The sequence below is a fragment of the Pseudomonas sp. A-B-19 genome (assembly GCF_019947515.1).
In the GTDB taxonomy this organism is placed as follows: domain Bacteria; phylum Pseudomonadota; class Gammaproteobacteria; order Pseudomonadales; family Pseudomonadaceae; genus Aquipseudomonas.
Genome location: NZ_JAGYGN010000001.1, coordinates 253,459 through 277,220, shown reverse-complemented (window position 1 = coordinate 277,220; position 23,762 = coordinate 253,459). Strand labels below are relative to the sequence as shown.

Below are 23,762 nucleotides of genomic sequence, written 5' to 3'. Positions count from 1 at the left end.
CGGTCGCAAAACAGGTAGCAGTGATTTATCTGAAAGAATTGTGATGTCCGGTTTCAGGGCTGCTTCGCAGCCCAGCGGGAGCAAGCTCCCTCGCCACAGTAAGCCACTCGACTCAGGTCCTACCGGTGCGTGGCAATCCAGATCAACAACCCCGCCTGAAACACCGCGAATGCCACCAGACAGGTAATGGTGAAACGCAGCCCGGCGTCTTCGCGTTTGTACTTGCTGACTTTCTCTTCGTGTTTCTTGAGTTTGACTTCCTGCTCGGCCAGGTTCTGCTCGGCTTGCTGGAGCATCTGCGCCGCCTCGAGAATCTCCACGACCTGCAGTTTTTCGCTGTTCCAGTCGCCGGAAAGGTCGCCGACCTTGACCGGCTTGACGCTGCCTTTCAAATGTTGGGCATCGGCATACACCACGTCGAAACCGTGCACACGCAAAAAGTGATCGCGGCGCAGGCGGGTGTCTTCGTTCAGCGCATCCTTGTTGTTCAGGTCAAAGCCGTCGACGGTGTAGGTCGGCCAGCGTTTCTTCGCCCAGTTGATGCCCTGGGCCACCAGGTAGCGGCCAATGCCACGGTTCAGCGGTTCAACCTGCAAACCGCTGTCCGGGCCGAAATGCACGCGTTTTTCCGCGTGATCGACCCACACGTCCAGATGATTCTGTTCCTTGCGCACACGCTGGCCGGGCAGGGTGATGCTCATGCGCATCAGGCTGCGCGCCTTGTCGTTGCGCTCGGCATAGCCTGATTCGACAAAGCGCAATGGGCGCCCGCCCGTGTTGCGGTCAGTCTGCAGCGGCGCCAGGCGGAGCATCTTGTGGTGCTCGACGTGGACGTCCGCCCAGGGCAGCTCGACCGCTGGCGGTGCGTCTGTTTCAGCGCTGGTGTCGGGTGAAGTCTGGGTGTCGGTCATAACGGCGAGATCCTGTCCAAGCTCAGCTTGTCGCCAACCAATGTGTTGGCGACAAAGGCTTATCGGCCGTTTTTTTCAAGACTGGAGGGCCAGGGGATTTAACTGGTGCTAAGTCCGTCAATAAACCCGAGGATTCGTGTGCCCAGTTCCGCTGCCAGGGGCAATTGCGGGTCTCTATAGGACGCCAGTTGGCGTTTGACGTCGTTGGGCACGATGCGCATGACATGGTTCATGCCCTCGATCAGCGCCAGTTCGGCGTCCGGTTTGGCGGCCTTGAGCAGCCTTGCGTCATTGACGCCGACCTGGATGTCGTTGCTGCCCTGGATGATCAGCGCCGGCATTTTCAGCTTGGCAAACGCCGCGGCCGGGTCCTGGCGGAACAGGGAAATCAGGTACGGCTGCACGCTCGGACGGAAAATCGCCTGCAACGGTGGCGGCACATTGTCGTCGGGTTTCCCGGCCTTGAGGCTGTCGAGCAATTCATTGCTGCGCAGCATCAGCGGGGGAGGCAGGCGATTGCCCAGTTGCTCGCGGATGACCTGATCGACCGGCCTGGCGCTGCCGGAGACAGAAATCACCGCGTCGGCATCGATGCCTGGCGCCGCGAGGCTGGCGATCAAGGCGCCTTCGCTGTGCCCCAGCACAATCAGCTTGCCGAAACGCGGATCGGTCTTGAGTTTCTGGCCCCAGGCTTGCGCATCGGCCACATAGGCCTCCACCGTCAGATTGCGTTCGTCCGGCGTGGCGGCCAGGCTTGCGGCCACGCCACGCTTGTCGTAACGCACGCTGGCAATGTTGTGTTTGGCCAGCACCCAGGCCAGGCGCTTGAGGCTGTCATTGCGCCCGCCATCGACGTTGTTTCCGTCACGATCCGTAGGGCCGGAGCCGGAAATGATCAGCACAACCGGCACGGGGTCGTCGGATTTTGGTAGCAGCAGCGAGCCGAAAAGCTCGCCGGTGCCCGTATCCAATGTGATCGGTCGTTGCAGGACAGTCGCCTGGGCGAAGCCGGAAATCAGGGTAAGGCTCAAGGCAAGAACTCGCAGCATCATCGCGCCATCATCCAGAAGATGCCGGTTGGACTCACCGGCACCCATAAGGTTCGAGGATGAACTACTTGGGTAGCCTGCGTATACTGGCGCGCATTACGTATTCAGGTTCATTTCACGGAGCGTCCTGCATGTCCGGCAATACCTACGGCAAGCTGTTCACTGTCACCACCGCGGGCGAAAGCCATGGCCCGGCGTTGGTCGCCATTGTCGATGGCTGCCCGCCGGGCCTGGAGATATCCCTGGAGGATCTGCAGCGTGACCTGGACCGCCGCAAGCCTGGCACCAGCCGCCACACCACCCAGCGCCAGGAAGCCGACGAAGTCGAAATCCTCTCTGGCGTGTTCGAAGGCCGCACCACCGGTTGCGCCATCGGCCTGCTGATCCGCAACACCGACCAGAAGTCCAAGGACTACTCGGCGATCAAGGATCTGTTCCGCCCGGCCCACGCCGACTACACCTACCACCACAAATACGGCGAGCGCGACTACCGCGGCGGCGGTCGCAGTTCGGCCCGCGAAACCGCGATGCGCGTCGCGGCCGGTGCGATTGCGAAAAAATACCTGGCCAGTCAGGGCATCGTCATTCGCGGCTACATGAGCCAGCTCGGGCCGATCGAAATTCCGTTCAAGACCTGGGATTCGGTGGAGCAGAACGCCTTCTTCAGCCCGGACCCGGACAAAGTGCCTGAGCTGGAGGCCTACATGGACCAGTTGCGCCGTGACCAGGATTCGGTCGGCGCGAAAATCACCGTGGTCGCCGAAGGCGTGATGCCGGGCCTGGGCGAGCCGATCTTCGACCGCCTCGATGCTGAACTGGCCCATGCGCTGATGAGCATCAACGCGGTCAAGGGCGTGGAAATCGGCGCCGGTTTCGCCAGCGTCGCCCAGCGTGGTACCGAGCATCGCGATGAAATGACCCCGCAAGGTTTCCTCAGCAACAACGCGGGTGGCATTCTCGGCGGTATTTCCTCCGGTCAGCCGATCGTTGCGCACCTGGCGCTGAAGCCGACGTCGAGCATCACCACGCCGGGCCGTTCCATCGACATCCATGGCAACCCGGTGGAAGTGATCACCAAGGGGCGTCACGACCCGTGCGTCGGCATCCGAGCCACGCCGATTGCCGAGGCGATGATGGCTATCGTGCTGATGGACCACCTGCTGCGTCACCGTGGGCAGAACGCCGATGTGCGCGTGAGCACGCCGGTGCTGGGTCAGCTGTAAATGGCTGGCCTCATGGTCGCAGCCGTCTGATGGCGACTGCGACGCTCCCGTACTGGCGGCTCTCCAGTTTCTATCTGTTCTATTTCGCCTTGCTCGGTTCGACAGCGCCGTTTCTGGCGCTGTACTTCGATCACCTGGGGTTCAGTGCCGCGCGCATCGGCGAACTGGTGGCGATCCCGATGCTGATGCGCTGCGTGGCGCCGAACATCTGGGGCTGGCTGGGCGACTTCACCGGTCGGCGGCTGGCCATCGTGCGTTTCGGCGCGGTGTGCACGCTGCTGACCTTTTCGCTGATTTTCGTCAGCAAGAGCTATGCCTGGCTGGCGATGGTCATGGCCTTGCATGCGTTCTTCTGGCATGCAGTGCTGCCGCAGTTCGAAGTCATCACCCTGGCGCACCTGCAGGGCCAGACCTCGCGTTACAGCCAGATTCGCCTGTGGGGCTCGATCGGTTTCATCATCACCGTGGTCGCGCTGGGCCGTTTGTTCGAATGGCTGAGCCTGGACATCTACCCGGCGGCGCTGGTGCTGATCATGGCCGGCATCGTACTCAGCAGCCTGTGGGTGCCCAATGCCCAGCCGGCGCCGGGCAATCGGGTGGCGGGGGAGGGCTTCCTCACGCAACTGCGCAACCCCGGCGTATTGGCGTTTTATGCCTGCGTGGCGCTGATGCAGATGAGCCACGGACCGTATTACACGTTTTTAACCCTGCACCTTGAGCGACTGGGTTACAGCCGTGGCGTGATCGGCATGCTCTGGGCGGTCGGCGTGGTCGCCGAAGTCCTGATGTTTCTGGCCATGAGCCGGATCTTCGCGCGCTTCTCGCTGCGCCGGGTGCTGATGGCCAGTTTTCTGCTGGCGGCGTTGCGTTGGCTGTTGCTGGGATCGTTCGCGGAGTTTCTCTGGGTGCTGTTGTTTGCCCAGGTGCTGCACGCGGCGACGTTCGGCAGCTTTCACGCCGCTGCCATTTCATTCGTGCAACGTAGTTTCGGTGCACGCCAACAAGGCCAGGGTCAGGCGTTGTACGCTGCGCTGGCCGGCACTGGTGGTGCATTGGGCGCGCTGTATTCCGGCTACAGCTGGAATGCCCTCGGTGCGCCATGGACCTTTAGTATTGCCAGCCTCGCAGCGCTCGCCGCTGCCGTTATCATTGCCACACGTATGCAAGAGGACAGGCCATGAGCCTTACCCGTGAACACCTCGCCCAGGAAATCATCGACGCCGGGCGTTTTCTGTATGGCCGCGGCTGGTCACCGGCCACCAGCAGCAATTATTCGACCCGCCTGTCGCCGACCGAAGCCTTGCTGACCGTGTCCGGCAAGCACAAGGGGCAACTGGGCATGGACGATGTGCTGGCCACCGACCTGTCAGGCAACAGCCTGGAACCGGGCAAGAAACCGTCCGCCGAGACCCTGTTGCACACCCAGCTCTACAACTGGCGCCCTGAAATCGGTGCGGTGCTGCACACCCATTCGGTGAATGCCACCGTGCTGTCGCGCCTGACGCCGCAAGATTTCATCGAGTTCGAAGACTACGAACTGCAAAAAGCCTTCAGCGGTGTGACCACCCACGAATCCCGGGTGCGGGTGCCGATTTTCGACAACGATCAGGACATTGCACGCCTGGCCGCCAAGGTGCGTCCTTGGCTGGACGCCCATCCCGATTGCGTCGGCTACCTGATCCGTGGTCATGGCCTCTACACCTGGGGGGCGCGCATGAGCGATGCCCTGCGGCAGATCGAGGCCTTTGAATTTTTGTTCGAGTGCGAGTTGAAGATGCGCTCGCTCCTGAACTTTAAAGCATGAACCGTTAAGGAGTTGCCCTGATGAGCAGCCTGTCCGTTTATCACGTCTCCAGCCCTGAAATCCCCAACAAGGTGCTGACCCATTTCGAAGACATCGCCTCGACCCTGGCCGAGCAGGGCGTGCGTTTCGACCGTTGGCAGGCCGCCACAAAGCTCCAGCCGGGCGCCAGCCAGGATGAAGTGATCGCCGCCTATCAAGAGCAAATCGACCAGTTGATGACCGAACGCGGTTACATCACCGTCGACGTGATCAGTCTCAACAGCGACCACCCGCAAAAAGCCGAATTGCGCGCCAAATTCCTCAACGAACACCGTCATGGCGAAGACGAAGTACGATTTTTCGTCGCTGGTCGTGGCCTGTTTACCCTGCACATCGACGATTACGTCTACGCCGTGCTGTGCGAGAAAAACGACTTGATCTCGGTGCCGGCGGGCACCAAACACTGGTTCGACATGGGCGAGCACCCGCATTTCATTGCGATCCGTCTGTTCAACAACCCGGAAGGCTGGGTGGCCAACTTCACCGGCGAAGACATCGCCAATCAATTCCCGCGTCTGGAGGACTGAGTCGATGCCGATCAAAGCGATTCTCACCGACATCGAAGGCACCACCAGTGCGGTGAGTTTTGTGTTCGACGTGCTGTTTCCTTACGCGGCCAAGCATCTGCCGGACTTCGTTCGTGAGCACGCCGGGCGCGTAGACGTGGCGGCACAGTTGGACGCCGTGCGCCGGGACAGCCATGAGCCGGACGCCGATGTCGAGCGCGTTGTCGAGATCCTGCTGGGCTGGATTGCCGAAGACCGCAAGGCCACGCCGTTGAAAGCGTTGCAGGGAATGGTCTGGGAACAGGGCTATCTGGCCGGGCAGTTGAAGGGGCATGTGTACCCGGACGCCGTTGAAGCGCTCAAGCGCTGGCATCAGGCCGGTTATCAACTTTTTGTTTATTCGTCCGGTTCGATCCAGGCCCAGCGCTTGATTTTCGGCTGTTCGCAAGCGGGGGATTTGACGCCGTTGTTCAATGGCTACTTCGACACCACTTCGGGCCCCAAGCGCGAGGTGCAGTCCTACACCAACATTGCGCAGGCGATCAACATCGAGGCGGGGCAGATTCTGTTCCTGTCTGACATCGTCGAAGAGTTGGATGCGGCGCGTGCTGCGGGGATGGCCACGTGCGGGCTGGCTCGCGAGGGTGGGGAACTGGCGGGGCATGTCACCGTGGACAGTTTTGCGCGGATCGATCCTGCTACGTTCTAAACACTGATTTCAGCGGTCACCGCACAACCTGTGGGAGCGAGCAAGCTCCCACAGTGTTTTTTCCACAATGTTTTTTACAGCGAGTGATAGGTCGGCAGGGCAAACCGTTGCTGGCTCTGCAGCATGGAGATCTGCGGCAATTCGCTGGCCTGTTCAGCGAGGTCACGGCGAATCGCGCTGATGACCCAGGACAGTTGATCGCCATTGTGCAATTGCTGGTAGGAGATCGAGCGCATGAATTCTCTGCCGTCGGCGCTGCGCAAGGTCAGCAGAATCCCGCCATCAGGGCGGTCCTGGGCAGTGACTGAGAAGTTGGGGAACAAGGACGAAAATTTTTCCTGGATAAGGCTCATGTCGTTCAGCTCCATGATGACTTGAATGGTAAACATGGAGAGACTGTTGCAGCCTTTGTGCCAGTAGTTTAAGCGGTTGATTGTTAATAAAATCAATAAGTTAATCTTTTTGGTGATTTTTGCTTTCGTGCAATCTGCATGAATGATTATCGTGCATCCTGCATTTTGCAGGTACGTCGGCGACTCGATGGAACCAATTGGCGCACAGGGGATCATCTTCGCGCAGCGCTATCGCGGATCAAGATCGCGGATACAAAACATTTCAAAAACCGCGTGTACAGCTCAAGAACCGTTGACGTATTTTCGGGCTCAGTCATCGCCACCCGACAATAAAAAAAGATCGAACGGGAGCACTCATGAGCCGTACGTCGAACGACACGATTACCTGGGGCATGATGCTCCGCAAGTTGCCTTCCATCGCCAAAGCCATCCCCCGGGTGGTGAAGGGTATGAAGGCCGCCAACGTCAAGGACCCGACCCAGGCGTGTGGTTTGGGCTGGAGTTTCGAGCAAGCTGCGTTGCGCAACCCGGATGGCCCGGCGCTGTTGCAAGGCGACGTAACGCTCAGTTACTCCAAGGTCAACCAATGGGCCAATCGCATCGCCCATCACCTGATCGGCCAAGGCATCGGCAAGGGTGATGTGGTGGCGATCTTTATCGAGAACCGTCCGGAACTGCTGGTGACGATTCTGGCGGTGGCCAAGGTCGGCGCGATCAGTGCGCTGCTCAATACCTCGCAGACCCGCGACACCCTGGTGCACAGTGTGAATCTGGTGGCGCCGGTGGCGATCATTGTCGGTGAGGAGTTGGTCCCGGCGTACCTGGCGGTACGCGATCGGGTGTCGATCAAGGCTGAGCGAACCTGGTTCGTCGCCGATCAGGACACCTCACGCCAACCGGGTATCGCGCCTGAAGGTTTCACCAACCTGATGAGCGTCAGCCTCGATGACGCCAGCGACAACCCGGCCAGCAGCCGGCAGATTTTCTTCGACGATCCCTGTTTTTATATCTACACCTCGGGTACCACGGGGTTGCCCAAGGCTGGCGTGTTCAAGCACGGACGCTGGATGCGCAGCTCTGCGAGCTTCGGCATGATCGCCCTGGACATGCGCCCGGACGATGTCGTCTATTGCACCTTGCCGCTGTACCACGCCACGGGCCTTTGCGTGTGCTGGGGTTCGGCCGTCAGTGGTGCCAGCGGGTTCGCGATCCGCCGCAAATTCAGCGCCAGTCAGTTCTGGAGCGATGTGCGCAAGTACCGGGCGACCACCATCGGTTATGTCGGCGAACTGTGCCGCTACCTGGTCGATCAACCGCCCAGCGCCGACGACAGTCGGCACGATGTGAAGAAAATGATCGGCAATGGCCTGCGTCCCGGTGCCTGGAACGAGTTCAAGACCCGCTTTGCGGTGAATCACATCTGCGAGCTCTACGCCGCCAGTGATGGCAATATCGGGTTCACCAATATTCTTAACTTCGACAACACCATCGGTTTTTCCCTGATGCGCTGGGAGCTGGTCGCGTACGACCACGACAGCGGCGCGCCGATTCGTCAGGCCAACGGCTTGATGCGCAAGGTCGCCAAGGGCCAGCAGGGGTTGTTGCTGGCGAAAATCGACGACAAGGCACCGTTGGACGGCTACACCGATCCGCAGAAAACCGCCAGGGTCGTGCTCCAGGATGTGTTCGAGAAGGGTGACCGCTACTTCAACACCGGCGACCTGTTGCGCAACATCGGCTTTGGGCATGCACAGTTTGTCGACCGTCTGGGCGATACCTATCGCTGGAAGGGCGAAAACGTCTCGACCACGGAGGTCGAAAACATCCTCCTGCAACACCCGCATATTTCCGAGGCCGTGGCCTATGGCGTGGAAATCCGCAACACCAATGGCCGGGCCGGGATGGCGGCGATTACCCCAGCCGAATCCCTGGCAACCCTGGACTTCAGTGAACTGCTGGTCTTCGCCCGCGAGCAAATGCCGGCCTATGCGGTGCCGTTGTTCCTGCGGGTGAAAGTGAAAATGGAAACCACCGGGACGTTCAAATATCAAAAGACCCGACTCAAGGACGAGGCCTTCGACCCGGGTAAAACCGGCGATGACCCGATCTATGCCTGGCTGCCGGGGACCCAGACTTACGTGCAGGTCACGCAGCAGTTGTTGTCCGACATCCACGGTGGCAAGTACCGCTATTGAATCTGGCTATGGCGGCCCATGAGAAAAAACAAGTGACAGTGCCGGGGCCGCTCGGGAAACTGTCGGTTTTTACGAATGACAGAAAAGGGAGTGCCCAATGTCAGACAAAAGCCGCCAGATGACCCCCGAAGAAGCCGCTGAATTCACCGAGCAGGTATTCAACAAGGCACGGGAGGGCGATGCGGCAATGATGGCCGCGCTGCTGACCAAGGGTTTGCCGCCGAACCTGCGTAACCACAAAGGCGATACCTTACTGATGCTGGCCGCGTATCACGGCCATGTGGACACGGTAAAAGTCCTGCTGGAGCACAAGGCCGACCCGGAGATCCGCAACGACAACGGCCAGAGCCCGATTGCCGGTGCCGCCTTCAAGGGCGACCTGGCGGTGATCAAGGCGTTGGTCGACGGCGGCGCCCAGGTTGAAGGCTCGTCCTTCGATGGCCGCACGGCGCTGATGATGGCAGCGATGTTCAATCGCGTCGAAGTGGTCGATTACCTGATCAGCAAGGGCGCCGACCCGAAAGCCAAGGACGCCAATGGCATCAGCGCGCTGGAAGCGGCTAAAACCATGGGCGCTTCCGATACCGTCGCGCAACTGCAGAAGCTCTTGGACTGATATCAACGAATTTGTGGCTGATGATTCCTTTGTGGCGAGGGAGCTTGCTCCCGCTCGACTGCGCAGCAGTCGCAAATCCATTCAGCGCGGTCTGTCTGACAAATCGCATCGTCTGATTTTGGGGCCGCTTCGCGACCCAACGGGGGCAAGCCCCCTCGCCACAGGGATTGCATCGCCACAGGTCCGCATTTTTCTCGTTAATGCGCTATCCTTCGCGCCCTCAAAACTCCCCTCGCTACAGGATCCGCCCCATGAAAACCGCACTCGTCGAACTCATCAGCAAAATCAGCTCCGGGTGCATGGGCGAAGACGAAATCCTCAAAGTCGCAGACGAAGCGGCCCAGGCCTACGCCGATCCGCAGGCTTTTCTGACGGCCAATCCGGACATCAACTACGACGACAGCTTCCCGATCCTGTTGGGTGAGTGGGTGGTGGTCGGCAGCCTGCCGGAAACGGTGCTGTTCCAGGCGGACACCTACATGGATCTGTTCGCGCAAATCGTCGCCTCGTTCGGCCCGGAGGTGGACTTCAATCTCAAGCCCAAGCAACTGGCCAGGACCGAAGCCCTGACCGCGCTCAACCGCATCCAGGTGCAGATGAGCAGCCTGAACAAGGAAAACGGTGGCTACACGCTGATGAACTTCAGCCAGTTGCTCGATGACGAGTTGCAGGTGGTGCTGGTCTACGGCAATGACGTGCCACGGGTGCTGCAGTTGTGCGCAGAAGTGGGCATTGCAGCCGTGCCATCCCTGGAAGCCCTGAAAGTGGCGATCCACGTCTGATAGCCAAACACTGTCAATAAAAGGGAGCCCTCGCGACGACCGTCTATCCTGAGAGGGCATATCACTCTTTGGGAGCGTCACCATGGGTTCCACGTTCAACAGCCTGGTTGCCTTGATCATTTTTGCCCTGGACATCTGGGCCATCATCAACGTGTTCAAAAGTAGCGCCGAGACCGGGATGAAAGTCCTCTGGGTACTGTTGATCGCGCTGTTGCCGGTACTGGGACTGATCATCTGGGCCATTGCCGGGCCGCGGGGGAATGTGCGGATCTGACCGGTTTCCTATAAACAACACCGAAACTGTGGGAGCGAGCTTGCTCGCGATAGCGGTCTGTCAGGCACATTGATGGTGAATCTGCCTCCGCCTTCGCGAGCAAGCTCGCTCCTACATTCGACCTGTCATGTTCCGCGACGTAGAATGCGCGCCTTTCCCGGTCAATCGAGACGCTCGATTGGCCATCATGGGCGGGTAACCGTCCGTTGCCACCCGCATTCATCGGAGCACTTCCCATGAGCATCACCCCGACCAGCGACTACCTGGAAACCCTCTACGAAGGCTACGGCCAGCGTTTTCGCATGGAAAAACTGTTGCACGAAGTGCGCACCGAACACCAGCACCTGGTGATCTTCGAGAACCCGCGCATGGGCCGGGTGATGGCGCTGGACGGCGTGATCCAGACCACCGAAGCCGACGAGTTCATCTATCACGAAATGCTGACCCACGTGCCGATCCTCGCCCATGGCGCCGCCAAGCGCGTGCTGATCATTGGCGGCGGCGATGGCGGCATGTTGCGTGAAGTGGCCAAGCACCGCAGTGTCGAGCACATCACCATGGTCGAGATCGACGGCACCGTGGTCGACATGTGCAAGGAATTCCTGCCGAACCACTCCAAAGGTGCATTCGAAGATCCACGCCTGAACCTGGTGATCGATGACGGCATGCGTTTCGTCGCCACCACCACTGAAAAATTCGACGTGATCATTTCCGACTCCACTGACCCGATCGGACCGGGGGAAGTGCTGTTCTCGGAAAACTTCTACCAGGCCTGCCACCGTTGCCTGAACGACGGCGGCATCCTGGTGACGCAGAACGGCACGCCGTTCATGCAGATCGAAGAAGTGAAGACCACCGCCGGTCGCCTGCGCAGCCTGTTCCCGGACTGGCACTTCTACCAGGCCGCCGTGCCGACCTACATCGGTGGCTCGATGACCTTTGCCTGGGGCGCCACCAATACCGCTTATCGCAAGTTGTCCCGCGAAACCCTGCAACAGCGCTTCACGGGCAGCGGCATCGTCACCCGCTACTACAATCCTGAAATTCACATCGGCGCCTTCGCCTTGCCGCAATACGTGTTGCAGGCAGTCAACAAGCCAAGCAACGACTGATTGGTATAAACACAAAACCTGTGGGAGCGAGCTCGCTCCCACATTGGTTAGTGCTGACTGGGCCATCGGGCTTTAAGGTCCACCGGAACAATTAGCCAGCTAACAAGGTCGAGATAGAAGTAAACCCATCCATGGGTTTCATCAAGGAGGCACCAATGCAAAAGTGGAAAGTCACCTTCATGGATGATCATGGCGAAACCATCGACGAAGTCTTTGAGTGCGTCGAGCGCCCGGACTACGAGCGTGCCGCCAGGCTCATCAAGGCCCGGCTTCTTCCTGTCGCCGCCGAACTGGATCTGAACGATCTGGAAGGGCGGACCAATGACGCGAGCGTCAAAGAGCTCAAATCACAGAACAGCATTCAAATCCTCGGCATTACTCCAATCTGAACGATACCTGTCGCATTCACATTCAGGCCTTGGCAGAGGCTCTATCTTGAGGCTACTCTGCAGGCGAGATCAGCGAACGGATCGCTAAGGTCTGGTCTTGTCAGCTCCATGCTTGTTTCCCGCCGGCACATCGGTTGCCGTCGCTCGCGCTGTTCGGCTGCGGGTGAGGGAGTACGGAAAGTCTATCCATCGTTTTGAGGAGGACGTTTCATGAGCACAGCCTATCAAGAAGACATCAGCAGCAGCGTTCTGCGCCGCATGAAAGAAGGCGGTTTTGACTTTTCACGGTTTCATCCCATCGAGTTCTACGCCATTTTCCCGGATGAGGAGCGGGCACGCAGGGCGGCAGGTCATTTCCACCGTGGTGAATCCCTGAATGCGCAAATCAGTGTGCGCGACGATGGCGCCTGGGCGCTGGAGTTGTGCAAAGTCATGTATGCCACTTACGACGACATCGGCGATTTCGAACAGGGTTTCGAAGCGGTGGTCGAGCCGTTGGGCGGCATCATCGAAGGCTGGGGTGTGAAACAGGAGGTACGAGGGCGACTCGCATAACTTATGAACAGTGACAATTCGCATTGACGGCTGACCTTCGGGTTGGCCGTTTTCGTTTTCGCCGACAGAAAACTCAACACGAACCGGTAGGAGCTGGCTTGTCGGGTCGTCGCATCGCAGCGAAGGCGTTCTTGAAGAACAACGCATGACTTAGTGGCCTCTTCTCCGGCAAGCCGGCTCCTACAGACTATGCTGGTGACAGGCGATCACAGCGCCTTGCAATGAAGCGGGGGCAATCAGGTTGGGGCATTTGTCGCACAGGATTGGTGCGACGCGTGCATCTTGATTATCCAACCGATTGAAATTTAAGCGTTTATGCCGATGGCACGGGCCTTGCGAAGGTCTGTACGTCCGAGTGACAAGGAGTACGGCATGATCCGCACCTATTTTGATGAGATGTACGATGCCGGCGGTCTGGTCCGCCCGCATTATCGGGAGTTTGCCCGTTGGTTGGCCGAGACGCCTGACGAGCTTCTGGCACAACGGCGACGCGAGGCCGATCTGTTGTTTCATCGCGCCGGGATAACCTTCACGCTCTACGGTGATGAGCAGGGGACAGAGCGCCTGATTCCCTTCGACACCATTCCCCGCAGCATCCCCGCCAGTGAATGGCGGGTCGTCGAGCGCGGCTGCATCCAGCGGGTCAAGGCGTTGAACATGTTCCTCGCCGACCTCTACCATGAGCAGCGCATCATCAAGGCCGGCATCATTCCGGCCGAGCAGGTGCTGGCCAACGAGCAGTACCAGTTGGCGATGCAGGGCCTGGATTTGCACCGCGATATCTATTCGCACATTTCCGGCGTCGACCTGGTACGCGACGGCGACGGCACCTACTACGTGCTCGAAGACAATCTGCGTACACCGAGCGGCGTCAGTTACATGCTCGAAGACCGCAAGATGATGATGCGCCTGTTCCCCGAGCTGTTCGCGGCACAACGCATCGCTCCCATCGACCACTATCCGAACCTGCTGCTCGATACCCTGAAAAGCTCAAGTCCCATCGACAATCCAAGTGTGGTGGTGCTGACACCCGGCCGCTTCAACAGCGCGTTCTTCGAACATGCGTTCCTGGCGCGGGAAATGGGGGTGGAACTGGTGGAGGGTGCAGACCTGTTCGTGCGTGACGACAAGGTCTACATGCGCACCACCGACGGGCCGAAAGCGGTCGATGTGATTTATCGTCGCCTCGACGACGCCTTCCTCGATCCGCTGGCGTTCAACCCGGAATCGATGCTTGGCGTGCCGGGGCTGCTGTCGTCCTACCGTTCCGGCAACGTGGTGCTGGCCAATGCCATCGGCACGGGGGTGGCGGATGACAAGTCGGTGTATCCGTTCGTTACCGACATGATCCGTTTCTACCTGGACGAAGAACCGATCCTGAAGAACGTACCGACCTGGCAATGCCGTAATCCGTCTGAGCTTTCCCACGTCCTGGCCAATCTGGCAGAACTGGTGGTCAAGGAAACCCAGGGCTCCGGCGGGTACGGAATGCTGGTGGGGCCGGCGGCGACGGCGGCGGAAATCGAAGCCTTCCGCGCGCGCATCATCGCCAAGCCCCATGCGTATATCGCGCAACCGACGTTGTCGCTGTCGACCTGTCCGACCTTTGTCGAAAACGGTATCGCGCCACGCCACATCGACTTGCGGCCGTTTGTCTTGTCGGGCCGCGAAACCCGGGTCGTGCCCGGCGGTTTGACCCGTGTTGCCCTGCGCGAAGGCTCCCTGGTGGTCAATTCCTCCCAGGGCGGCGGAACAAAGGACACCTGGGTGGTCGAGGATTAAAGGAAGCCTGTCATGTTAAGTAGAACTGCCTCGGATTTGTATTGGATGTCGCGTTACCTGGAGCGGGCGGAAAACCTCGCACGGATGCTCGACATCAGCTATTCGCTGTCGCTGATGCCGCAGGACGGACGTGGCGACGGTTTGCACGAACTGGCCATGCCGCTGTTGATTACCGGAACCCTGGATGATTACCTGGAACGCCATGGCGAATTGCATGCCGAACGGCTGCTGCATTTTTTCGCCCTGGATGCCGCCAACCCGGCAAGCATCTACAGCTGCCTGGGGGCGGCACGAGCCAGCGCCCATGCGGTGCGTGGGCGCATCACCGCCGACATGTGGGAAAACATAAACGCCACCTGGCTGGAAATTCGCGGAATCGCCGAACAGGGCCTCAGTCGCTACGGCATGAGCCGTTTCTGCGAATGGATCAAGGAACGTTCCCACCTGTTCCGGGGCGCGTCCTACGGCACCATCATGCGTAACGATGCGTTTCGCTTCATTCGTCTGGGGACCTTTATCGAGCGGGCGGACAACACCTTGCGCCTGCTCGATGCCCGCTACGAAATGGCCGGCGACCAAGCCGAAGCGGTCAGCGATGGCACCGCTCACGCCTATTACCAATGGAGCGCATTATTGCGGGCGTTGTCGTCGTTCGAGGCCTACACGGAAATCTACCGCGACGCCCCCGGCGCCCGGCATGTGGCGGAGTTGCTGTTGCTGCGGGCCGATGTGCCGCGATCCCTGCGCGCCTGCACCGAAGAGATCGACCAGATCCTGGCGCAATTACCGGGGGCCAACGGTCGCCCCGCACAACGCCTGGCGGCAGAAATGGACGCACGCCTGCGCTACACCGGCATCCATGAAATTCTTGAAGAAGGCCTGCACGCCTGGCTGACCGAGTTCATCCCGCTGGTGCGCCAGTTGGGTAACGCGATTCACAGTTCTTATCTGGAGGCCGCATGAGACTTTCCATTAGCCACGAGACCACCTATCACTACGAAGACAAGGTGCGGGCGAGCATCCAGTACCTGCGATTGACTCCCCACGACAGCGAGCGCCAGCACGTGCTCAGTTGGCAGCTCGACCTGCCGCGCCCGGTGCGCGCGCAACTCGATCCGTTCGGCAACATCCTGCATGTGCTGACCATGGACGAACCGCACGAAGCGATCATCATCGGTGCCCGTGGTCAGGTCGATATCGACGAATGGCGTGAGGCCGAACACGAGAGCCAGTCGGCATTGCCGTTCCTGCGCTTCACCCGTTTGACCGAAGCCGACGTCGCCCTGCGTGCGTTCGCGGAGAAGGCATGCAAGCAACGCCGCGATCGCACGGCGCTGATCGATCTGATGCATGGCCTCAACCAGCATATGACCTACACGCCGGGTTCCACGGAGGTGGACACCAGCGCAGCCCAGGCCTTTGCCGGACGCTCCGGCGTGTGCCAGGACCACACCCACGCGTTTCTCGCCTGCACCCGCAGCCTGGGCATTCCTGCGCGTTATGTGTCGGGCTATCTGTACAGCGAAAGCAGCGAACACCTGGCCAGCCACGCCTGGGCCGAAGCCTGGCTGGATGACGCCTGGTACAGCTTCGACGTGACCAATGAACTGGCCCGGCCGGAACGTCACCTGAAGCTGGCGGTGGGCCTGGATTACCTGGATGCCTGTCCGGTGCGCGGGATGCGCCGGGGCGGCGGGTGTGAGCAGATGCACGCCAAGGTGCTGGTTTCACCGACGCCTGCGCCGGTGATCACCGTTCAACAGCAGTAATGCCGCTTCCTTGTAGAAGCTGGCTTGCCAGCGAAGGCGTCCATTCAGTCAGCACTTTTGTGACTGATACACCGCTTCGCGGGCAAGCCCGCTCCTACAGGAGGCTGTTATTACGGCTTAACCTTGCGCCCCACCATATGCTGCAAATACCCCACCAGCATCCCCAGATCCCCATCCGGCAGCACCTCGGCCGAGAACCCGGGCATCTTCGCCTGCGGCCACTGGCGCAAGCTCTGTGGATCGCGAATGTAGCGCTTGAGGAAGTCCGCACCGAAGTACTCGGTCGGGTTGTACGGAATATTCAGGTCCGGCCCGAATTGCGCATCCCCGGCGCCATTGAGTCGATGGCAGGCCAGGCAATTCTTCTGGAACAACGCAAATCCCCTGTTCACCGGATCATCGGCCTTCAACGCAGGATCGGGCAGCAGGGCAGGAAAGCGCTCGGCCACGGGCGCCAGGCGTTTGATGCTCGCCACCTGGAACGGCCATTGTTCGGGGCTGATGTTGCCGGCCTGCGGATTGCTCCAGACCAGATAGAACGGCCCGGCCCCCGGCTTGCCTTCCGACAGCGGTGGCCAGGGTTTGGCCGGGTCTTCAATCGCCAGCCAGGCCTGTGCACCCTGGGTATTGAGCAACGGCGCCGCGGCCATTTCGGCGGCAAAGCCATCCAGGGCCACGGCTTGCAGATGGTCCTCAGGCTTGATGCCGTTCAGCAGCGCGGACAACGGCACGGCGCGGTAACTCATGTCCCGCTTGTAGGAAACGTCGTTGCTGATGTTGATGGTTTGAGCCTGGGGATGCTTGAGCAATTGCTCGGTTTGCCAGGTGCGACTGTTCGCGCCCAGCTCCAGATTCAGCTGTGCGGCATACAAGGGCGTGCCGAACAGCAGGGCCCCGAGCAGAGTGAGCATTTTCAAGAGATCGCCGTCCATGTCGTGCAAGTGCCGCAAAGATTGGCACAGCCACGCTGGCCCGGGTAGCGGGCCAGTCACATTTTGATAGTGGCCATTCAAAAACGGTGACGCCGAATCTTTTAGACGCGACTAGCCGATCACCTTGGTCAGGTTCGGCAATATCAACAACAGCGTGGTGGCGAAAAGGATGAGCCCGGCTTGACGTACTTTCGATTGTTTGAACATGGCTTGACCGCCTTTTTTGTTATTTCCTGATGCCTGCCTGCATATCTCCATGTTGGCAGCGCGTTGCACTTCCTGTAGTGACGAGCGCCTCGGCAAAACCCGACGACGACTTCGTACAAGTTCACCTTAGAGCCCGCGCTGTGCTTGGTTTAGATCCATTTCATATGGAGTTGTTACGATTCGCTTTAAAAAAGGTATGAGGCCTATTGCCAGCTTCTTTGGCGCCCGTTGGCTAGACAGCTTGGTGTCTTGAATCGGTTAATCCGGTAGCTGGCTACCGTCCGTCTGAGCGTGAGCGTCAACGTCCGTGAGCGCTAAGGTCATTGAATCAATCGCGGCTCGGGCCAAGAGTGAGCGCTCGGTATTTACCCACCTGCACTGTGGTTCGAGGACGTCATGACCCAAGCATTGATTTTCGACGCGTTACGCACGCCCCGTGGTAAAGGCAAGGCCGACGGCGCCTTGCACAGTGTCAAACCGGTGAATCTGGTTGGCGGTTTGCTCACCGCACTACAACAGCGCATGGCGCTGGACACCAGCCAGGTCGATGACGTGGTGCTCGGCTGCGTGACGCCGGTTGGCGATCAAGGCTCTGACATCGCCAAAGCCGCCGCTCAGGTGGCCGATTGGGATGTCAGTGTGGCGGGGGTACAGATCAACCGCTTCTGCGCTTCCGGGCTGGAGGCGGTCAACCTCGGTGCAATGAAAGTGCGCTCCGGTTTCGAAGACCTGGTGGTGGTTGGCGGTGTCGAGTCGATGTCCCGGGTGCCGATGGGCAGCGATGGCGGGGCCTGGGCGCTGGACCCGGCGACCAACCTGCACAGCCACTTCACGCCACAGGGTGTGGGCGCCGACCTGATCGCCACCCTTGAAGGCTTCAGCCGTCAGGATGTCGATGCCTACGCGCTGCATTCGCAGCAAAAGGCTGCGCGTGCGCGAGCCGACGGTTCGTTCAACAAGTCCCTGGTGCCGGTGCAGGACCAGAACGGCATCATCCTGCTCGATCACGATGAGTTCATCCGCGCTGACTCGACCCTGGAAGGCCTGGGCAAGCTCAAGCCGAGTTTCGAGATGATGGGGCAGATGGGCTTCGATGCCACCGCGCTGCGGGTCTACAGCCATGTCGAGCGGATCAGCCATGTGCACACCCCAGGCAACAGCTCCGGAATCGTCGACGGCGCGGCGCTGATGCTCATCGGCTCCGAAGCCAAGGGCCGGGCGCTGGGCTTGCAGCCCCGGGCGCGGATTGTCGCCACGGCAGTCACCAGTACCGATCCGACCATCATGCTCACCGGCCCCGCGCCAGCGACCCGCAAGGCGTTGGCCAAGGCCGGGCTGCGGGTTGAAGACATCGATCTGTTCGAGGTCAACGAGGCATTCGCTTCGGTGGTGTTGAAATTCATCAAGGACATGGCCGTCGACCCGGACAAGGTCAATGTCAACGGTGGTTCCATCGCCATGGGCCACCCGCTGGGTGCCACCGGCTGCGCCATTCTCGGCACGCTGCTCGATGAGCTGGAAGCCCGACGCCTGCGTTATGGCCTCGTGACCCTGTGTGTCGGTGGCGGCATGGGCATTGCCACCATCATCGAACGCCTCTGAGCCCGGACTTCAAGGAACCCAGTTATGAGCGAAGCCATTCGTTACGAAAAAGGCCAGGACCAGATCGTGGTCCTGACCATCGATATACCGGGCCAGAGCGCCAACACCATGAACGCGATGTACCGTGAGGCCATGGCTGACTGTGTCGCGCGCCTGGTGGCCGATAAAGGCAACATCGCCGGAGTGATCATCACCTCGGCCAAGAAAACCTTCTTTGCCGGCGGCGACCTCAATGAGCTGATCAAGGTCGGCAAGCCCGAAGCCAAAGCCTTCTACGACATGGTGCTGACCCTCAAGGGCCAGTTGCGCACTCTGGAAACCCTCGGCAAACCGGTGGTCGCGGCGATCAACGGCGCGGCACTCGGCGGCGGCTGGGAAATCTGCCTGGCCTGCCATCATCGCGTGGCACTGGACAATCCATCGGTGCAACTCGGCCTGCCGGAAGTCACCCTCGGCCTGCTGCCGGGCGGCGGTGGCGTGGTGCGCATGGTGCGTATGCTCGGCCTGGAAAAGGCCCTGCCGTATCTGCTCGAGGGCAAGCGAGTGCGACCGCAACAGGCATTGCAGGCAGGGTTGATCGACGAACTGGCGATCGATGACGAGGACCTGTTGGCCAAGGCGAAGGCGTGGATTCTCGCCAACCCGACGGCGGTACAACGCTGGGATGTAAAGGGCTACCAGATTCCGGGCGGTACACCGTCAAGCCCGAAAGTCGCCCAGATGCTGGCGATTGCGCCGTCGATCCTGCGCAGCAAAACCCAGGGCACGATGCCCGCGCCGGAGAAAATCCTCTGCGCGGCGGTCGAGGGCGCCCAGGTGGATTTCGACACGGCGCACCTGATCGAAACCCGCTATTTCACCGAACTGACCACCGGCCAGGTCTCGAAAAACCTGATTGGCACGTTCTGGTTCCAGCTCAACGAAATCAATGCCGGCGGCTCGCGGCCTCAAGGTTTTGCGCCTTATGTTACCCGCAAGGTCGGCGTGCTCGGTGCCGGGATGATGGGCGCCGGTATCGCGTTTGTCAGCGCATCGGCGGGTATCGAGGTGGTGCTCAAGGACATCAGCCTCGCCGCAGCAGACAGGGGTAAGGCACATTCGGCGGCGCTACTGGACAAGAAAGTCGCTCGCGGACAAATGAGCATCGAGCAACGCGACACCGTTCTGGCGCGCATTCAAACCAGCGAAAGCGATGCCGACCTGGCCGGTTGCGACCTGATCATCGAGGCCGTGTTCGAGGATCGGGATTTGAAGGCCAAGGTCTCGTTGGCGGCGCAGAAGGTCGTCGGCGCGGACGCAGTGATCGCTTCCAACACCTCGACCTTGCCGATCAGCGGCCTGGCGTGCGCCGTGCCCGACCAGAGCAAGTTCATCGGCCTGCATTTCTTCAGCCCTGTTGAAAAAATGCCGCTGGTGGAAATCATCAAGGGCGCCAACACCAGCGACGAAACCCTGGCCCGAGGCTTCGATTACGTCCTGCAAATCAGGAAAACCCCGATTGTGGTCAATGACAGCCGCGGTTTCTTCACGTCGCGGGTGTTCGGCACCTTCACCAACGAAGGCATCGCCATGCTGGGTGAAGGCATCAACGCGGCAATGATAGAGACTGAGGCGCGCAAAGCCGGCATGCCGGTAGGACCGCTGGCGGTCTCTGACGAAGTTTCCCTCAGCCTGATGAGCCATATCCGCCTGCAAACCGCCAAGGACTTGCAAGCAGAAGGGAAACCGCTGATAGAACATCCAGCATTTGCCGTGATTGACGTGCTGCTCAATGAATTCAAGCGCCCGGGCAAGGCTGCCGGTGGAGGTTTCTACGAGTATCCGGCGGGCGGTCAGAAACACTTGTGGCCGGAGTTGAAGGCGCGGTTCGAAAACACCGACGGGCAGATCTCGCCAAAGGATGTGCGTGATCGCTTGCTGTTCGTGCAAGCCATCGAAACCGTGCGCTGTGTGGAGGAGGGCGTGTTGACCTCAACGGCGGATGCCAACGTCGGCTCGATCTTCGGTATCGGGTTCGCCCCATGGACCGGTGGTGCGCTGCAGTTCATCAACCAGTACGGTGTGCACGACTTTGTCGCCCGTGCCCAGTACCTGACCAGGCAATATGGCGAGCGGTTTGCGCCGCCTGCACTGTTGCTGGAAAAAGCGGCGAAAGGGGAGATCTTCTGACGGCGCGATGACGCATTTCGGGGCTTGCCTTGTCACTGTGTTTCAAGGCAGGCTCTGGGGTGTGCATTATTCCCATCACGTGTCAGGTATTTTTTATGTCGTTACGCATCTGCATTCTGGAAACCGACCACCTGCGTCCGGAATTGGTTGACCAATATCAGGGCTACGGGCAGATGTTCAAACACCTGTTTTCGCAGCAGCCGATTGCCGCCGAGTTCGTGGTCTACAACGTGGTGCAGGGTGAATACCCAAGCGACGACCTGACATTCGACGCCTATCTGGTGACGGGCAGCAAGGCCGATTCCTTCGGCACCGACCCGTGGATCGACACCCTCAAGAAGTATCTGTTGACCCGCTACGAGCGCGGCGACAAATTGCTGGGCATCTGCTTCGGTCATCAGTTGCTGGCACTGCTGCTGGGCGGCAAGAGCGAGCGCGCGACCCAAGGCTGGGGCGTCGGCACGCACAACTACAAATTGGCCGCCAAGGCGCCATGGATGAGTCCGGTGCGCGAAGAACTGACGTTGCTGATCAGCCACCAGGATCAGGTCACGTCGCTGCCGGAAAACGCCACGGTCATCGCTTCCAGCGATTTCTGTCCGTATGCCGCTTACCACATCAACGATCAGGTGCTGTGCTTCCAGGGGCATCCGGAATTCATCCACGACTACTCCCGCGCTTTGTTGGAGATTCGCCAGCAGGCACTGGGTGAGCAAGTCTACTCCAAAGGTATCGCGAGCCTTGCGCAGGAGCACCATGGCACCACGGTTGCCGAGTGGATGATGCGGTTTGTGGCGCACAAACCTCAAACGACCTGAAGCAAAAGCTTCGCTGGCAAGCCAGCTCCTACGGGGGATTGCGTACCTATTGCAGGAGCTGGCTTGCCAGCGAATTTCCCAGTCACCCCGGTCCCGTCTACAGCCACCCCGACTTCTTGAAGCTCGCCCACAACCCCAAGCAACCCACCGTAATGAACCCCAGCACTCCGAAATACCCGTAGTGCCAGCTCAGCTCCGGTATGTTCTGGAAATTCATTCCATAAATCCCCGCCACCGCCGTCGGGAACGCCAGAATCGCCGCCCAGGCCGCAAACTTGCGCTGCACCACACTCTGGCGAGAGGCCTCCAACAGCACGCCGACCTCAATCGTCTGGCTGGCAATATCCGCCAGGGTCGTCAGGTCTTCCATCTGCCGCGTTACATGAATCTGCACATCGCGAAAGTAAGGCCGCATGTTCTTGTCGATGAACGGAAAGCTCAGCCTCTGCAGTTCCTCCCCGATCTCAATCATCGGTGCCACATAACGACGCAAGCGCAAAACATCACGACGCAGGCCATGCAGCCTCTGGATGTCATAGTCATTCAACGAGCCACATAACACATTGCCCTCCAGCTCATCGATTTCTGCGTGAATGGCTTCGCCCATCGGCTGGTAGTTTTCGATCACGAAGTCGAGGATGGCATAGAGTACGAAATCTTCCCCGTGCTCAAGCAATAGCGGACGCGCCTCACAGCGTTGTCGGACATGAGCGTAGGACGCGGAATGACCGTTGCGCGCAGTAATGATGTAGCCATTACCGGCAAAGATGTGCGTTTCGATGAACTTGAGTTTGCCTTCATCCCGGATGGGCGAATACGTCACGATGAACAGCGCATCGCCGAAGGTTTCCAGCTTCGGCCGGCTGTGCTTTTCCAGGGCGTCTTCAATGGCCAGTTCGTGCAGGTTGAACTGGCGTTGCAGATTGTAGAGTTCCTCGGCGTTCGGCTCCTCGAGGCCGATCCAGACAAAGTGCCCGGGCTTTGCCGCCCAGGCTGCGCCTTCGTCGAGGGTGATATTGGTGATTCTCTTACCGGCGCTATAAACCGCTGAAGCAACAACTCTACCCATGATGGTGATTCACTTCTTTTGGCAGCTTTTAATTGGCAGCAAATGCAATGGCAGCGTTGATCAGCTTAGCCTCGTAGTGTTTGAGAGTCAGTTAAATCTGCCGGGTTCGCGGGTAGAGTCTTGCAGGCAAAAGAAAACCCGCACCAGGCGGGTTTTCTTTTTTCAGGCGGCTTGCAGTTGCCGGTCCATCGATTCGATGCATTCACGCATCTGCTCGCGACACTGGGCAATCAGCAGGGGCATGTCGTCCAGGCTCAATCCGGTGGTGGGAATCGCCGGTAACGAGCGAATCAGAATTTTCCCGCTACGCCAGCGGTTCAAGCGCATGTGTTTGACGTAACTGCTGACACACACCGGCACGATCGGCACCCCGGCGGCGATGGCCATCTGGAAGGCGCCTTTCTTGAAAGGCAGCAAATCTTCACCCCGGTTACGCGTGCCTTCCGGGAAAACCCAGATCGAGGTGTCTTTGTTTTGCAGGGTGTGGGTGGTGGTCAACATCGAGTTGCGCGCCTTGTGCGCATTGCCACGGTCGATCAACACATTGCCAGCCAGCCAGAACAACTGCCCGAACAGCGGCACCCATTTCAGGCTCTTTTTGCCGATACACACGGTACGGCGGGGCACCACGTTGCCAAACACAAACAGGTCGTAGTTGGACTGGTGGTTGGCGATGATTACGCAGCCGTCCGGTTTATCCATCAACGGCCCGACGTCGGCCTTCACTCGCAAACGCAAAATACACATGGCCGGCCATGCGTATAGGCGTGCGCACAGACGGCTGTTGTCCGGATTGAATGGCCGGCACAGGCCGAGAATCACACCCAGCACACCCGCCACAATAAAATGCAGACCCATCAATGACATACGTAACAAAAACAGCATTTACAGGCCCCA

The 23,762-nt window shown here is 59.7% G+C and carries 24 protein-coding genes; 18 read left to right on the top strand and 6 right to left on the bottom strand.

Going from position 1 to position 23,762, the window contains the following annotated elements:
• Positions 1–119: 119 nt before the first annotated feature.
• The gene (locus KGA81_RS01120; protein ID WP_223544212.1) at positions 120–911 is read right to left on the bottom strand and encodes a hypothetical protein; all 792 of its coding nucleotides are present in this window, start codon (positions 909–911) and stop codon (positions 120–122) included.
• A gap of 98 nt (positions 912–1,009) precedes the next feature.
• Complete coding sequence (locus KGA81_RS01115) at positions 1,010–2,008, bottom strand: alpha/beta hydrolase (RefSeq protein ID WP_223544211.1); 999 nt, start codon at positions 2,006–2,008, stop codon at positions 1,010–1,012.
• An 83-nt stretch (positions 2,009–2,091) separates the two neighbouring features.
• Between KGA81_RS01115 and aroC the strand changes: the two genes are divergently transcribed.
• Genes aroC through mtnC form a run of 5 tightly spaced genes read left to right on the top strand, consistent with a single transcriptional unit; the run spans position 2,092 to position 6,241 of the window.
• Positions 2,092–3,183 (top strand): chorismate synthase, encoded by a 1,092-nt coding sequence (gene aroC, locus KGA81_RS01110; RefSeq protein WP_085723208.1) that lies wholly within the window; start codon positions 2,092–2,094, stop codon positions 3,181–3,183.
• 29 nt (positions 3,184–3,212) lie between these two features.
• On the top strand, positions 3,213–4,364 hold the full coding sequence (locus tag KGA81_RS01105; protein WP_223544210.1) for an MFS transporter: 1,152 nt from the start codon (positions 3,213–3,215) through the stop codon (positions 4,362–4,364).
• Positions 4,361–4,987 carry a methylthioribulose 1-phosphate dehydratase gene (locus KGA81_RS01100; RefSeq protein WP_223544209.1) on the top strand — a complete coding sequence of 209 codons (627 nt, stop codon included), beginning with the start codon at positions 4,361–4,363 and terminating at the stop codon, positions 4,985–4,987. The genes KGA81_RS01105 and KGA81_RS01100 overlap by 4 nt, the downstream gene beginning before the upstream one ends.
• Before the next feature lie 20 nt (positions 4,988–5,007).
• A complete protein-coding gene (locus KGA81_RS01095; RefSeq protein ID WP_108218969.1) occupies positions 5,008–5,553 on the top strand; it encodes a 1,2-dihydroxy-3-keto-5-methylthiopentene dioxygenase in 546 nt (181 codons plus the stop codon).
• A 4-nt stretch (positions 5,554–5,557) separates the two neighbouring features.
• Positions 5,558–6,241 (top strand): acireductone synthase, encoded by a 684-nt coding sequence (gene mtnC, locus KGA81_RS01090; protein ID WP_223544208.1) that lies wholly within the window; start codon positions 5,558–5,560, stop codon positions 6,239–6,241.
• A 74-nt stretch (positions 6,242–6,315) separates the two neighbouring features.
• Here mtnC and KGA81_RS01085 read toward each other — a convergent pair whose 3' ends face one another.
• Positions 6,316–6,594: a DUF3509 domain-containing protein gene (locus KGA81_RS01085; protein ID WP_317850767.1), complete on the bottom strand. Its 279-nt coding sequence runs from the start codon at positions 6,592–6,594 to the stop codon at positions 6,316–6,318.
• 356 nt (positions 6,595–6,950) lie between these two features.
• On the opposite strand from KGA81_RS01085, the gene KGA81_RS01080 reads away from it, so the two are divergent.
• The 10 genes from KGA81_RS01080 to KGA81_RS01035 all read left to right on the top strand — a co-directional run bounded on the left by KGA81_RS01080 (position 6,951) and on the right by KGA81_RS01035 (position 16,068).
• Positions 6,951–8,789 carry a long-chain-acyl-CoA synthetase gene (locus KGA81_RS01080; protein ID WP_223544206.1) on the top strand — a complete coding sequence of 613 codons (1,839 nt, stop codon included), beginning with the start codon at positions 6,951–6,953 and terminating at the stop codon, positions 8,787–8,789.
• 97 nt (positions 8,790–8,886) lie between these two features.
• Positions 8,887–9,405: an ankyrin repeat domain-containing protein gene (locus KGA81_RS01075; RefSeq protein ID WP_223544205.1), complete on the top strand. Its 519-nt coding sequence runs from the start codon at positions 8,887–8,889 to the stop codon at positions 9,403–9,405.
• A gap of 251 nt (positions 9,406–9,656) precedes the next feature.
• Entirely contained in the window at positions 9,657–10,187 is a 531-nt protein-coding gene (locus KGA81_RS01070; protein WP_223544204.1) for a hypothetical protein, read from the top strand.
• An 82-nt stretch (positions 10,188–10,269) separates the two neighbouring features.
• Positions 10,270–10,461: a PLD nuclease N-terminal domain-containing protein gene (locus KGA81_RS01065; protein ID WP_223544203.1), complete on the top strand. Its 192-nt coding sequence runs from the start codon at positions 10,270–10,272 to the stop codon at positions 10,459–10,461.
• 236 nt (positions 10,462–10,697) lie between these two features.
• Positions 10,698–11,573, top strand: coding sequence for a polyamine aminopropyltransferase (speE, locus tag KGA81_RS01060; protein ID WP_223544202.1), 876 nt, complete (start codon positions 10,698–10,700; stop codon positions 11,571–11,573).
• 155 nt (positions 11,574–11,728) lie between these two features.
• Complete coding sequence (locus KGA81_RS01055) at positions 11,729–11,962, top strand: hypothetical protein (protein WP_223544201.1); 234 nt, start codon at positions 11,729–11,731, stop codon at positions 11,960–11,962.
• A gap of 210 nt (positions 11,963–12,172) precedes the next feature.
• A complete protein-coding gene (locus KGA81_RS01050; RefSeq protein WP_150724613.1) occupies positions 12,173–12,517 on the top strand; it encodes a ribonuclease E inhibitor RraB in 345 nt (114 codons plus the stop codon).
• Positions 12,518–12,889: 372 nt separating this feature from the next.
• The gene (locus tag KGA81_RS01045; RefSeq protein ID WP_223544200.1) at positions 12,890–14,299 is read left to right on the top strand and encodes a circularly permuted type 2 ATP-grasp protein; all 1,410 of its coding nucleotides are present in this window, start codon (positions 12,890–12,892) and stop codon (positions 14,297–14,299) included.
• Positions 14,300–14,311: 12 nt separating this feature from the next.
• Positions 14,312–15,262: an alpha-E domain-containing protein gene (locus tag KGA81_RS01040; RefSeq protein WP_007971901.1), complete on the top strand. Its 951-nt coding sequence runs from the start codon at positions 14,312–14,314 to the stop codon at positions 15,260–15,262.
• Positions 15,259–16,068 carry a transglutaminase domain-containing protein gene (locus KGA81_RS01035; protein ID WP_223544199.1) on the top strand — a complete coding sequence of 270 codons (810 nt, stop codon included), beginning with the start codon at positions 15,259–15,261 and terminating at the stop codon, positions 16,066–16,068. The genes KGA81_RS01040 and KGA81_RS01035 overlap by 4 nt, the downstream gene beginning before the upstream one ends.
• A gap of 110 nt (positions 16,069–16,178) precedes the next feature.
• On the opposite strand, the gene KGA81_RS01030 is transcribed toward KGA81_RS01035, so the two are convergent.
• Complete coding sequence (locus KGA81_RS01030) at positions 16,179–17,000, bottom strand: c-type cytochrome (protein WP_223544198.1); 822 nt, start codon at positions 16,998–17,000, stop codon at positions 16,179–16,181.
• Positions 17,001–17,603: 603 nt separating this feature from the next.
• Between KGA81_RS01030 and KGA81_RS01025 the strand changes: the two genes are divergently transcribed.
• From KGA81_RS01025 to KGA81_RS01015, 3 genes are all read left to right on the top strand, one after another.
• On the top strand, positions 17,604–18,809 hold the full coding sequence (locus KGA81_RS01025) for an acetyl-CoA C-acetyltransferase (protein ID WP_223544197.1): 1,206 nt from the start codon (positions 17,604–17,606) through the stop codon (positions 18,807–18,809).
• Between the two features lie 24 nt (positions 18,810–18,833).
• Positions 18,834–20,978 (top strand): 3-hydroxyacyl-CoA dehydrogenase NAD-binding domain-containing protein, encoded by a 2,145-nt coding sequence (locus KGA81_RS01020; protein ID WP_223544196.1) that lies wholly within the window; start codon positions 18,834–18,836, stop codon positions 20,976–20,978.
• 95 nt (positions 20,979–21,073) lie between these two features.
• A complete protein-coding gene (locus tag KGA81_RS01015) occupies positions 21,074–21,796 on the top strand; it encodes an amidotransferase (RefSeq protein ID WP_223544195.1) in 723 nt (240 codons plus the stop codon).
• 97 nt (positions 21,797–21,893) lie between these two features.
• Here KGA81_RS01015 and KGA81_RS01010 read toward each other — a convergent pair whose 3' ends face one another.
• Both KGA81_RS01010 and KGA81_RS01005 read right to left on the bottom strand, forming a co-directional pair.
• Complete coding sequence (locus KGA81_RS01010) at positions 21,894–22,865, bottom strand: magnesium and cobalt transport protein CorA (protein WP_223544194.1); 972 nt, start codon at positions 22,863–22,865, stop codon at positions 21,894–21,896.
• A gap of 162 nt (positions 22,866–23,027) precedes the next feature.
• Positions 23,028–23,750, bottom strand: coding sequence for a lysophospholipid acyltransferase family protein (locus KGA81_RS01005; RefSeq protein ID WP_223544193.1), 723 nt, complete (start codon positions 23,748–23,750; stop codon positions 23,028–23,030).
• Positions 23,751–23,762: the final 12 nt, after the last annotated feature.